The organism is Phaeobacter sp. B1627, from assembly GCF_006265095.1.
Lineage (GTDB): Bacteria > Pseudomonadota > Alphaproteobacteria > Rhodobacterales > Rhodobacteraceae > Epibacterium.
In genome coordinates this window covers 48,052-59,843 of the sequence record NZ_VCNK01000026.1, presented here as the reverse complement: position 1 = coordinate 59,843, position 11,792 = coordinate 48,052, and the positions used below count along the sequence as shown (strand labels likewise).

The window sequence follows — 11,792 nt, the reverse complement described above, 5'->3', positions numbered from 1 at the left end:
GAACCTTCAAGGGAAACGCAATGTTCTCTGCTACTGTCATATGCGGATAGAGCGCGTAATTCTGGAAAACCACGCCAACGTTTCGCGACTGGCTTGGGAGGTGGGCCACGTCGGTGCCGCCAAACAGCAGTCGGCCCTCGTCGATGCGGTGGATGCCGCAAATCGCAAACAATGTCGTGGACTTGCCACAGCCCGAGGGGCCGAGGAGCGCGATCATTTCGCCCGACTGAACCGAGAGCGACATGTTCTCGATCACTGTGGTGTCGCCGAAACGTTTGATGAAGTCGATCAGATCAAGTTGCATCAGCCTTTGGTGCCTCCGCCATAGATGTTCATGAGGTGCTTTTGAAAGAAGAGATAGATCAGGACGACGGGCGCCGCGTAGAACAGGCCCACGGCCTTGAACAGGTTGAAGTCGGCCTTGGTGTCGTCAAGTATCAGGCTGTTGAGGTAGGTTGACAGCACCTGCGCCTCTGATCCCGGCGCCAGGACCTGCGGCAGGATGTATTCCGACCAGCCCGACAGAAAGGAAAACAGGATCAGCGCCATCAGCCCCGGTTGCACCTGTGGCAACACCAGATGCCACCAGACCGCCGCGCGACTGGCCCCGTCCTGAACGCCGGCCATTTCGATCTCCCACGGGACGGTGTCGTAGAACCCCTTCATGATCCAGATCCCCAGGGGCAGCTCCAATGCGGTTTTCACCACGATGACGCCAATCAACGTGTCATAGAGGCCCAGCATCTGCAGGATCAGGAAAATGGCGATGATCAGCGTGATGGTCGGAAAGGCATGCAGCACGATGAGCCCGGCAAGGAAAAAGCCGCGTGCCGGGAAATTCAGTCTCGACAGGGCATAGCCCGCCGTCAGCGACACCATGGTCACGACCAGAGCCGAAGTCGCCGCAAAGATGAACGTATTCGCGGTGGCGGTCCAGATGCTGCCGCGACCCTCGGCCACCGGTTCCCAAAGAAAGCGGAAATGTTCCAGCGTGACACGCGCGGGCAGCAGCGTGCCTGGTCCAGTGTCGGTAAAGGCGTCGATCACCGAGTAGGCGCACATGATCATCAACGGCAAAGAGACCAGCGACAGCACCAACAGAATGGGCCAGTTGCGGTGGGAAGAGTGCGGGGACATCCGTGTCATCCTTCGATCAGTGGCGTGGTGATCAGTCGTTTGAAGTTGAACAGGCGGAAATAGAGCAAGCTTGCAAGGATCCCCATCACCACCAGAACCAGCGCAAAGGCGGCGCCCAACCCATATTCCAGATTGCCGCCATAGTTGTTGAGCGCCGTGTGATAGGCGGCCAGCGACCAGACTTCTGTTGACCGCCCCGGGCCGCCGTCGGTGGCCAGCAGGATATATTCAAACGAGGTCAGGAGCGACAGCGTCTGGTAGCAGGTAATAAACAGGATCGGCCAGGACAGTTGCGGCAGGATGATCCAGCGCACCTGCTGCCAGCGGCTGGCGCCATCCACCTCGCTGGCCAACAGCATGGAACTCGGAATGGCCCGGATCGCGGAGGAGAATATGATCATCCCCATCGACGAGCCGACAAAGCCATTGATCAGCACAACCGCAGTCCAGGCGTGGTAGGAGGTGTCGAGCATCCAGTTCTTTGGGCTGGCCCCGAAATATCCGCTGAAGGTGGCCAAAAAGCCGGTGTCCCAGGTGAACCAGCGCCACATCATGACGTAGAGCACCGGAGGCAGGATGCGGGGCAGGAACCAGATTGCCCGGAACGTCGTCGCCTGGCCCTTTGGCAGGTAGAAGGTGGTAATGGCGAGAAACAATCCAAAGCCTACGCTGAAGGCGAGCGTCAGCGTCACATAGAGGGCCGTGTTTGCGGCATACCGCAGGGTGGAGGGCAGGGCAAAGAGCAGCGACACGTTCTCTGTGGTCCAGACCCAGCCGGTATAGGCCCCGGCGGTGACCTGTGCTGCGTGGGAGGGGGCAATCCCCGTGTCGGCCAGAGCCGCGGCAAACTGGGCTTCGTCAGCGAAGCGTTCGTTCAGGATCGACCGTTTGAACAGCTCGGCGGCTTCCTTACGCTCGCGCGTTTTGCGAATTGCATTGTCGCGGAGATCCTTGAGCGCCCGTTCCATGTCGCGACGGTCGGTGAATTCAGCGCCGCCATGCAGGCGTTCCATCTCGGCTGCGGTGGCGGGCGTTGTCGCGGCGGCCAGCGCGGCCAGCCCCTCCGCATCCACCCGGTAGCCGCCTGACGCGAGTTTCTCCAATGTGTCCTGCGGCAGGCCGTCATCCGCAAGACTCCGCAGCGTGGCACTGTTCAGCAGATATTCTCCACCGGTGACGCCAGTGGCGGTCGACATATTGGTAAAAGCAAAGAACCCCGTCAAAACCACGGGCAACAGGAAGAACAACGCCACCATGACAAGGGCGGGGCTGAGGAAAGCGAGGCCCAGCCAGTTTACTCTGCGCATGACAAGTCCCGATGTCTGAGGTGATGATGTCTGAGGTGATAAGGTCAAAGGTGGGAAGGCGGCGGACCGCCCTCCCAATCTTCTTGGGGGGAAGAAATTCAGCGGACGATCAGTTCGTCGCCAAGCTTGGCCTTCAGTTCCGCTTCGACGGCGGCGACTGCCTCTGCCGGGGTCTGAACGCCGGTCCAGGCCGCCTCCAGCCCTTTCCACATCGTTTCAGAGAAGGCACCGTATTGCAGGTGGTTGGGCTGTGCATTCGCGGTTCCCAGAAGGCGGGTTGTGGCCTCATCTGCCCAGCGGTTGCCGGAGTACAGCTCAACATTGGACTGCTGCCGGGTGATGCCAAGGTGGGCAGATTTGATCGCATGCAGAGAGTTCATGCGCGGCTCCGAGGCGATTTTGATCAGCTGAGCCGCCACATCTTCGATCATGTCATCCTGTTGATCTGTCATGAGATAGACGAGCGGATGGGTGATCGTATTGGCGCGGCCTGTATCGTTGCCGGAGGGGATCAGCGAGAACTGGATGGTGCCGAAGAAATCCTCGTTGCCCTCTTTGCCGGTGTACCGGGCATAGTGCCAGGTGCCGCCGTGCCACAGGGCCGCCTTGCCGTTGGCAACTTCGTTGTACCACTGGCTCCATTCGGTGCCGATGTGGTTCTTGCGAGTGACACCTGCGGCCACTGCATCAACGAAGAACTGGTACATCTCTTCCATTGCGGCCTTGTCCAGCACCAGCTTGCCGGTCTCGGGATCCTGTAGCTGGCCGCCAAAGGACTGATAGAACTGGGCGTAATCCGGCCCGTTCGAGACACGGGGGTAGAAGCCATACCCCTCTTCGACGAGGCCCAATTCCACGGCTTTCTTGGCGTCTTCCAGCACATTGCGCAGGGTGTAGTCACCAGAGGCCACCTTCGCGGGCAGCGCGTCGATTTCGGCGTCGGAATAGCCGATGCCCTTCATGGTGTCCTTCCAGAAGAAGAACGGACGGCTTTCGGCGTCCTGCGGCAGGCCCCATTGCACGCCATCATAGGCCGCGATTTCCATCAGGTTCGGGTAAATGTCATTCAGGGGCCAGGAATCCAGATCCAGATAATCCTCGACGGGCACGATATAGCCGGCCTGGGACCAGGGCGCGATGTCGAGATGCGAGGTCACGACGATGGCCGGTGCGGTGCCTGCCTCTGCCGCGAGCGTCACGGACTGTTTGAACTCGTCCCATCCGCCAAAGTCGCGCTTGGCTTCGATGGTGATGTTCAGCTCTTCGCCCTGGATGGCGTATTCACGCTCCAGGATGTCGGCCGCGAGTTCGATAGCCTCCCAGCGGTAGCTGTCCGCGTCATTGGAGCCGCCGGCCCAGACGTCGATGGTAATATCCCTGGCCGCAGCGGCAGTGCCGCAGGCCACCAGAGCCGTGGTTGCAAGAAGAGCGCGCAGGTTTGTCATGGTCGTTTCCCCGTTTGGTTGGTCATGGGAGCGATGTGATTTGGCGTATATGTTCCGGTGTCGTGCACACGTGTGCATCAACGGGGGCAGAGGTAGTCGATTCGTGTTTCACTTTTTTGACGGTGGCCCTGTGCGGCGCGAAAAAACCAAAGGGGCGCCCCGGAGTGATTGCCGGGGCGCCCCTTGCGGTGGGCGGAAATATGTATCCTATTCAGCGGGTTGGTGTGAACCTCAGGGACAGGCAGGACATTCCGCCATCCACTTTGGCGGCCTCGGAGTTTCCGATCTCACGCACCGTGTATCCTGCGTTCACGAGCCGCTCACGAGTCGCGGCGAAGCCTGCGGGCATCAGCACAAGGTCATTGAAGCGGATGGTATTGGCGGCTGCTTCCTCGCCTTCGGTGGTATGGATGACCTGATATCCGTCAAAACATCCCGATGCCGCCAGCCGCTCTGTGGCCAAAACCGTGGTCGCGTCGAGAAGTGAACAATCGGTCTTGAAATGCAGCACGCCTTTCGGGGTGATGACTTCCCGCACGCTATAGCCCCAGTCGGCGACCCGGGCGCGCAGCTCTGCAATCCCGGCTGCATTGGTGCGGGCGGACCGGCCCACGAGGATTTCGCGCTCGGTGGTCAGAATGTCGCCGCCCTCGATATAGCTCTCGGTGCCGGTGATTTCTCGGACCTCGCCGTAAAGCGCGCGCAGATGCGGTGCCATTTCTGCAGCCTCGCCCAGCCGGGAGGGCGCGCCGGGGCGCATGATGATGGCCCCTTCAGGCAGGCACAATGCGGTGTCTTCGACAAAAACCGCATCCGGGTAGGGCTCCAGCGGGTCCAGCAGGGTGACCTCGGCGCCGGTGTCACGCAGGGCCTCGATATACTGGGCGTGGTGCGTCTGAAACAGGGCGAGGTCGGGCGTTCCGACATCTACTGCCCGCAACCCGTCTGTGATGCTGGCGCTGGGCCGACGCGAGATGGCATGGGTAAAACGGAAAGAGCGGTCCGTCATGGGGAGGATTCCTTTGTCAGATCAGTTCAGGGGCGTCTCAGGCCGAATGGCGCGGCATCCGGCGTTCCATCAGCCGGAAAGCCACCACCAGCGCGAAGGTCAGGCAGAGGTAGATCAGCGCCACAAACAGAAGTGGCTCGTAGATGCGGTAGGTCTCCTGCCGGACGATGCCGCCGACGCCGTAGACCTCAAAGACAGTGATGGTCGCCGCCAGAGGCGTCGATTTCAGCGTCAGGATGAATTCGCCGGCCAAGGTGGGAAACACGTTCTGCAAGGCTCTCGGCAGCCATATTCGGCGCAGCACGGTGAAGGGGGGCATGCCCATGGCCCGCGCCGCCTCCAGCTCGCCGCGCGGAACGCTGCGAAAGGCGCCGCGCATGATCTCGCCCTCATAGCCCGCAACACTCAGCGAAAAAGCAACAACGGCATAGGGAAAGGCCTCTCGCAGGAGCGGCCAGATCAGTGTTTCGCGGATGCCGGGGATAAAGGGGAACAACGAGCCGAGACCGTAGTAAATCAGCCACAGCTGGATCAGCAGCGGCGTGCCACGGATTACTGTGCAAAAGGCGCGCGCGGCCCAGGCAAGCGGCCAGGGGCCGATGACCTGTACCAGCCCGATCGGGATTGCCAGTGTCATGCCAAAGAAAATCGACAGGCCCAAAAGCTGAAGGGTGACCCAAAGCCCTTCCAGAAATTTCGGCGCGTATTCCGGCAGCCAGTACCATTCCATCTTGCGCGCCCCTCTACGTCTGCGTCGGCTGGCCACGCCGCAGGCGGCGTTCCAGCAAGCTGAAGCCCAGAGTGGAGACCAGAGTGAGCATCAGGTAAAGCAGCCCGGCGGCCATGTAGAACATGAAATATTCCCGCGTCGCGCCAGCAGCCTGTTTGGTCTCCAGTGCCAATTCGCCAAATCCCACGACGGCCAGCAATGCCGTGTCCTTGGTCGTGATCAGCCAGAGATTTGACAAACCCGGCAGCGCGTAGGGCAACATGATCGGCAGGGTGATGCGGCGAAGGACCTTCAGCGGCGGTAATCCCATCGCCCGGGCCGCCTCGATCTGACCCCGCGGCACCGCCTGAAATGCCCCCCGGAACACTTCGGTGGAATAGGCCCCCTGAACCAATCCGATGACATAGATCCCGGCCCAGAGACCGCTGATGTCGGCGCGCTCCAGACCCAATGCCGCGCGTCCGGCATTCAAAAGGTCCGTGCCGACATAGTAGAGCAGCAAGATCAGCACCAGCTCGGGCACGGCACGGATCACGGTGGTATAGATTTCCAGCCCCCAGCGCAGCGCGACACCGCCATGCAGTTTTCCCAAGGCGCCGCACAGGCCAATGATCAGCCCAAGCGCATAGGCCCCCGCCGCGATCTGCACCGTCCGCAGCAGTCCCATCAGCAGATTGCCGCCCCAACCGGGCGGGCGCAGGGCAAGGAGATCGAGGGCACTGTCCATGGGGCGGAGGCTTTCGTCACATAAGATGCCGGGCTGCACCTGCGGCGCAACCCGGTCAGTTCAGCAGGGATCAGCCGCCGTAGATGTCGAAATCGAAGTATTTGTCGGAGATTTTTTTATACGTGCCGTCGTCCCGGATTTTCTGGATAGCGGCGTTCATCTTGTCGCGCAGCTCTGTGTCGTCCTTGCGAAGGCCACCGCCCACACCGGGACCGAAGATCGCGACATCGGCGAGTTCGGCCTTGATTTCAAAACCCTGTCCGGCGTCGCTGTTCAGAAAGTCCTGAAACGCCAGACTGTCGCCCACGACTGCATCGACGCGGCCTGCAACCAAATCCTGATTGTGCTCGTCGAAAGTGTTGTAGGTCTTGATCTCTGCGGTCTCGCCAAAATGAGCGTCCACAAAGTTTGCGTGAGTGGTGGAGACCTGAACACCGACATATTTCCCGTCAAGGCTGGCGGGGTCGCCGGTCAGCTCCATCGATTTGGGGCCGATCAGAACCGCAGGTGTGTTGTAGTATTTGTCGGAAAAGCTGATGGTCTTCATGCGCTCTTCGGTGATCGACATGGAGGCCATGATGACGTCCATCTTTTCCGACAACAGGGCCGGAATAATGCCATCCCATGCAACCGGGACGATCTCGCAACTCTCTTCCATCGCGGCACATATGGCGCCGATCATTTCGACTTCCCAGCCCTGCCAGCTGCCATCGGCGGCCTTTTCGGCGAAGGGGGGATAGGGTTCTGCAGCGATGCCGATTTTCACATCGGCGCTGGCTATGCCGGTGCTCAGCAAGAGTGCAGCGGTGGCGGCGGCAAATCTGTTCATTTTTTGCATGATTTATAGCTCCCTGTGTTGTGGTTCGTCATGTTGTTCCCGCGATGTCCCAAGGTCGGGAAATCTAGTGGACGGAGGCGACAAAGGCCCTGCATCTGTCACTGAGTGGGGCGCCAAAGACCTGCTCCGGGGGGCCCTCTTCTTCGATTTGTCCCTGATGCAAATAAAGAACCTTGCTGGACACATCGCGGGCAAAGCGCATCTCATGCGTGACCAGCAACATTGTCCGGCCCTCGTCGGCCAACTCCCGGATCACCTTCAGCACTTCGCCCACCAGTTCCGGGTCCAGCGCCGACGTCGGCTCGTCAAACAGCATCACCTGCGGGTCCATCGCCAGTGCGCGGGCGATTGCGACCCTTTGCTGCTGGCCTCCCGACAGATAGGCTGGGTAGGCGTCGCGTTTTTCCCACAGACCCACGCGGGCCAGATGGGCCTCTGCCCGGGTGGTGGCCTCGGAACGGCCGAGGCCAAGGATCTGTATGGGGCCTTCGATCACATTTTGCAGCACGGTCATATGTTGCCACAGATTGAAGGATTGAAACACCATACCAAGTCTCGCGCGGAAATTTTCGAGCTGTCGGCGGTCTTGTGCGATCAGCCCCTCGCGTCCGGGCTTCAGGTTCAGTTCCTGACCGTCCAAAAGGATCCGGCCGCTGGTCGGCGCTTCCAACATATTGATGCAGCGTAAAAAAGTGCTTTTGCCGGAGCCGCTTGATCCGATCAGAGAAACCACATCGCCGTCCTGTGCAGCCACACTGACCCCCCGCAAGACATGCGCCGCGCCAAAATGTTTGTGCAGGTCACGCACCTCAATGGCAGGGGGCAGGGGCGTGGGAGCGTCGGTCATCAGCTGGGTCCGGGGTTGCGTCGGTTGTCCGAAGCCTAGGTCTGTTGCGGTCCATACGTCAACACTGTTGCACGAATGTGCAGTCTATAATTTGTGACACACCCTGCCTGAGGTCCAGAACAGATGCCCGCCAAAGCGGTTCAGGACGGGGCGTGACCGGCCCGTGCGGGACCAAAAGGGACGCGGGTTCGGTGATCTAGAGTGCTGATCGGGGACAGAGGTGCGGCTCTACAGCTCTGGTGCGGGCGTCAGCTCGGCGCGCGATGCTGCTTTCGTCGCTTTGTCCCGCGATGCCTCTCGATCGCGGATGCAATCATCGACGTATCGCCGCAACAGTTCCGTATAGAAACATATCTCGATTGCATCTTCGCCGGGCATGAGGGGGCAATTGGCCGTTCCCTGGGTCGCCGCGTGCCGTTCGCGAAGCAGATCAATATACTGAGCGACATAGGAAAGCGAAGGGTATATATTGTCGGGAGCCTGACCCGTTCTGCGTGTTTTGCGAAAGGGCACCGCCTCAGCTGTGGAAGATGTGCGGTGACAGATCCTGTGGAACAGCTTGCTGAGCCGGGCAACGCGGACAGCAATGGCCTGGCTGGGGGACTGCCACTGGATTTTGGTCAGACTCCGGGTCAAAGTTTGGGTCAGAGTCTGGGCCAGAGTCTGGATTGTATTCAGCAGATGGGGATCACACGGGCCATGGGGCGGGGCATGATGCGTTGTCGGATGCCCGAACACGGCGCTGTTTCTTGGCACGCTTCGCGGGTATTGTTCGCCAAAGCGCCTTTGCCGGATATGGCTGCTGTCAGAGGATGAGGCGAAGCCGCAGTGTCGACTGGCGCTGTGTCGGTCCACCGATTTTGCGCCTGAAAAAAGCAGTATGCTCTGAAACTGGCCTGCCTGCAGCCGTATGGTTTCCAGCGGAGGCGCCAAGCCCGGTTCGGGCACACGAATTTCAACGGTTAAGATGCGCCCTGCGACGACGCCCAGTTCATACATAACATGCTACCAACCAACAAAATACACGTCATGATAGTTTAGCGGCCCCCGTGAACAACGCAAGCCCGATGGGCTGCATATAGGGTGGATGTGGCCTTGACTGCGTCTGATCCCTGTAGGGGCGTTCTGCAGCGGGCATGTGTGAAAGCTGTATGCGGATATTTTTCTCTACGTCGGCCTCACTGAAAATGGTGAGGTCAAAAAAAGAGTGCAAAAAATTAACCAATCTCACAGGACGCGGCGGTTTCTCGAAACCCTGGACAGGGCGGGGCACAAATCGGGTCACACATCGGGGCGCGAAGAGGGTGGCGGAGGGGGAGTCGGGCGCGCAGTCGGCAAATTGCGCCGTGGGTGGTCATCGGTTTCTGCCGTTTTGATCGGCGGAACAGATCGGGCATGAGGCGACCGCAGCTCATCACCCGGTCTTGGCGCTCCCTCCTGGCCGCAGCGCAACGCCGGACGCGCCATACGCAGCAGGCCTTGTTCGGGCAAGGTAGGCCACTGTGTCCCGGGCGTTTTCTGACCGCTCCCATATTATTCTTTAGGCTTGAAGCTTTTGCCTTGCGCTGTTCTCTGCCGCGCCATAGGCTTGCCTCCTGCCGGGGTGGCCGGTGAGTGGCTGCATGAGCGGATCTGCAGAGACAGCGGGGGCCGGATGAGCAAAAAACCATATGATCCCGGTACAGAAGGGGCGCGCATGGGGTTCGCCGACGCCATGTCCTATGGCGACTACCTGCACCTGGATACGCTGTTGACGCAGCAGCATACGCTCAGCGATGCGCATGACGAGATGTTGTTTATTATTCAGCATCAAACCAGCGAATTGTGGATGAAGCTGGCCCTGCACGAGTTACAGGCGGCGCGGACGGCTCTGCAGCAGCGACAGGTACAGGCCATGTTCAAGATGCTTGCCCGGGTCAGCCGCATCTTTGAGCAGCTGAACAGCGCCTGGGATGTGTTGCGGACCATGACGCCTGCTGACTACACCCGGTTCCGCGCGGCGCTGGGCCCATCGTCGGGGTTTCAGTCGCATCAATACCGGATGATCGAATATATTCTGGGCAACCGAAATCCGAACCTGCTGCGCCCTCATGAGCACGTACCGGACGTGCATGCGATGTTGTCGGCGGAGCTGGCGCGACCCAGTTTCTATGATGAGGTGACCCGCTATCTCTATGAAACGCTCGATGGTCATACGGATGCCATGCCGGCGCCGGATCTCGGCTCTGCGCATGGGGTGAACGCCGATATTCAATCACGTTGGCTACAGGTCTACGGCGATATCGATGCGCATTGGACCCTCTATGAGCTGGCCGAAAAGCTCGTTGATCTCGAAGACTATTTCCGGCGTTGGCGTTTCAATCATGTAACCACCGTCGAGCGGGTCATTGGCTTCAAACGCGGCACCGGTGGCACATCCGGCGTTGACTATCTGCGGCGCATGCTCAGCGTGGAGCTGTTTCCCGAACTCTGGACCCTGAGAGGCGATCTCTGACATGACGACACTGCCCCTGAAGCATCTCTTCGACATCCCCGAAGGCACGATCTACCTGGATGGCAATTCACTGGGGCCCTTGCCGGTGGGCGCTGTCCAGCGCGCGACCAAAGTGCTGACAGAGGAATGGGGGCGCGAGCTGATCCGGGCATGGAATACTGCCGATTGGATGGGGCTTCCCCAGCAGGTGGGCGACCGGATCGCAGGGCTGATTGGCGCCGCGCCAGGCAGTGTGGCCACCGGCGATACCCTGTCGATCAAAGTGTATCAGGCGCTGGCGGCTGCGTTGAAATTGCGACCGAGCCGCCGTGTGATCCTGTCCGATACCGGTAATTTTCCCTCCGATCTATACATGGCGCAGGGGCTGATTGCCACGATCGGAAAAGACTACGAACTGGTCACTGTCGCGCCAGAGGATGTTACGGACGCCATCAACGAGGACGTGGCCGCAGTCATGCTGACCGAGGTCGACTACCGGTCGGGCCGCCGCCATGACATGAATGAGCTGACGGCCAAAGCGCATCGGGCCGGTGCCGTGATGATCTGGGATCTGGCCCATAGCGCCGGTGCGGTGCCGGTGGATGTTACGGCCTGCAATGCTGAATTTGCGGTGGGTTGTTCATACAAATACCTCAACGGCGGGCCCGGCGCTCCGGCGTTTATATACGCGCGACCTGATATTGTCCTGGCGGTGGAACCGGCCTTGTCGGGGTGGCTTGGTCACGAAGCTCCTTTTGCGATGGAGCCTGCGTATCGGCCTGCGATGACGACAGAACGCCTGCGGGTGGGCACTCCGCCGATTGTTCAGCTCTCCATTCTGGATGCGGCACTGGATGTCTGGGATGGTGTCGAGATGGAGGACATCCGCACGGCGTCAGTCGCGCTCTGCGAGACCTTCATCGAAGAGGTGGAACGGCGCTGTCCACAGTTGACGCTGGCCTCTCCCCGCGATGCTGGGCAGCGGGGCTCGCAGGTTTCTTTTGCCTTCTCAGAGGGCTATCCGGTCATGCAGGCGTTGATCGATCGCGGGGTCATCGGCGATTTCCGGGCGCCGAATATCCTGCGTTTCGGATTCACCCCACTATATATCGGTCACGATGATGTGGTGCAGGCGGCCGAGATCCTTGAGAAGGTGATGGCGGGTGAGATCTGGAAGGAACCGAAGTATCAGATCCGCTCTCGTGTGACGTGATCGCAGCGCACAGCTTCCGGGGGCGCTCCCGTCCCCGCGTTGGCCCATTGCTGCGCAAAGGGCCCT

11 protein-coding genes are annotated in these 11,792 nt (G+C 60.2%); 2 read left to right on the top strand and 9 right to left on the bottom strand.

The genetic code is table 11. From position 1 onward, the window contains the following. From FGE21_RS14695 to FGE21_RS14655, 9 genes are all read right to left on the bottom strand, one after another. A partial coding sequence (locus FGE21_RS14695) for an ATP-binding cassette domain-containing protein (RefSeq protein ID WP_139664090.1) occupies window positions 1-304 on the bottom strand: 304 nt, incomplete at its 3' end. Then, complete coding sequence (locus FGE21_RS14690; protein WP_218062781.1) at window positions 304-1,137, bottom strand: carbohydrate ABC transporter permease; 834 nt, start codon at window positions 1,135-1,137, stop codon at window positions 304-306. The genes FGE21_RS14690 and FGE21_RS14695, both read right to left, overlap by 1 nt. 5 nt (window positions 1,138-1,142) lie before the next feature. Further along, on the bottom strand, window positions 1,143-2,444 hold the full coding sequence (locus FGE21_RS14685; protein ID WP_139664086.1) for a carbohydrate ABC transporter permease: 1,302 nt from the start codon (window positions 2,442-2,444) through the stop codon (window positions 1,143-1,145). 98 nt (window positions 2,445-2,542) lie between these two features. After that, a complete protein-coding gene (locus tag FGE21_RS14680; RefSeq protein WP_139664084.1) occupies window positions 2,543-3,889 on the bottom strand; it encodes an ABC transporter substrate-binding protein in 1,347 nt (448 codons plus the stop codon). Between the two features lie 211 nt (window positions 3,890-4,100). Then, window positions 4,101-4,898, bottom strand: a complete 798-nt coding sequence (locus tag FGE21_RS14675; protein WP_139664083.1) for a dimethylarginine dimethylaminohydrolase family protein — start codon at window positions 4,896-4,898, stop codon at window positions 4,101-4,103. 37 nt (window positions 4,899-4,935) lie between these two features. Next, window positions 4,936-5,628, bottom strand: a complete 693-nt coding sequence (locus FGE21_RS14670) for an ABC transporter permease (protein WP_139664082.1) — start codon at window positions 5,626-5,628, stop codon at window positions 4,936-4,938. A gap of 13 nt (window positions 5,629-5,641) precedes the next feature. After that, the gene (locus FGE21_RS14665; RefSeq protein ID WP_139664080.1) at window positions 5,642-6,355 is read right to left on the bottom strand and encodes an ABC transporter permease; all 714 of its coding nucleotides are present in this window, start codon (window positions 6,353-6,355) and stop codon (window positions 5,642-5,644) included. A gap of 70 nt (window positions 6,356-6,425) precedes the next feature. After that, window positions 6,426-7,193 carry a transporter substrate-binding domain-containing protein gene (locus tag FGE21_RS14660; protein ID WP_139664079.1) on the bottom strand — a complete coding sequence of 256 codons (768 nt, stop codon included), beginning with the start codon at window positions 7,191-7,193 and terminating at the stop codon, window positions 6,426-6,428. A gap of 64 nt (window positions 7,194-7,257) precedes the next feature. Beyond that, window positions 7,258-8,040 (bottom strand): ABC transporter ATP-binding protein, encoded by a 783-nt coding sequence (locus FGE21_RS14655; RefSeq protein WP_139664077.1) that lies wholly within the window; start codon window positions 8,038-8,040, stop codon window positions 7,258-7,260. A gap of 1,654 nt (window positions 8,041-9,694) precedes the next feature. Here FGE21_RS14655 and FGE21_RS14650 point away from each other — a divergent pair. Together FGE21_RS14650 and kynU are read left to right on the top strand one after the other, a co-directional pair. Continuing rightward, entirely contained in the window at window positions 9,695-10,534 is an 840-nt protein-coding gene (locus FGE21_RS14650) for a tryptophan 2,3-dioxygenase (protein ID WP_139664075.1), read from the top strand. A gap of 1 nt (window position 10,535) precedes the next feature. After that, entirely contained in the window at window positions 10,536-11,726 is a 1,191-nt protein-coding gene (kynU, locus tag FGE21_RS14645) for a kynureninase (protein WP_139664073.1), read from the top strand. The last annotated feature ends 66 nt before the right edge of the window (window positions 11,727-11,792 follow it).

Excerpts from the sequence above, each read along its gene's own strand:
- FGE21_RS14690 (WP_218062781.1), bottom strand. The coding sequence starts at position 1,137 with ATGTCCCCGCACTCTTCCCACCGCAACTGGCCCATTCTGTTGGTGCTG.
- FGE21_RS14685 (WP_139664086.1), bottom strand. The coding sequence starts at position 2,444 with ATGCGCAGAGTAAACTGGCTGGGCCTCGCTTTCCTCAGCCCCGCCCTT.
- FGE21_RS14680 (WP_139664084.1), bottom strand. The coding sequence starts at position 3,889 with ATGACAAACCTGCGCGCTCTTCTTGCAACCACGGCTCTGGTGGCCTGC.
- FGE21_RS14675 (WP_139664083.1), bottom strand. The coding sequence starts at position 4,898 with ATGACGGACCGCTCTTTCCGTTTTACCCATGCCATCTCGCGTCGGCCC.
- FGE21_RS14670 (WP_139664082.1), bottom strand. The coding sequence starts at position 5,628 with ATGGAATGGTACTGGCTGCCGGAATACGCGCCGAAATTTCTGGAAGGG.
- FGE21_RS14665 (WP_139664080.1), bottom strand. The coding sequence starts at position 6,355 with ATGGACAGTGCCCTCGATCTCCTTGCCCTGCGCCCGCCCGGTTGGGGC.
- FGE21_RS14660 (WP_139664079.1), bottom strand. The coding sequence starts at position 7,193 with ATGCAAAAAATGAACAGATTTGCCGCCGCCACCGCTGCACTCTTGCTG.
- FGE21_RS14655 (WP_139664077.1), bottom strand. The coding sequence starts at position 8,040 with ATGACCGACGCTCCCACGCCCCTGCCCCCTGCCATTGAGGTGCGTGAC.
- FGE21_RS14650 (WP_139664075.1), top strand. The coding sequence starts at position 9,695 with ATGAGCAAAAAACCATATGATCCCGGTACAGAAGGGGCGCGCATGGGG.
- kynU (WP_139664073.1), top strand. The coding sequence starts at position 10,536 with ATGACGACACTGCCCCTGAAGCATCTCTTCGACATCCCCGAAGGCACG.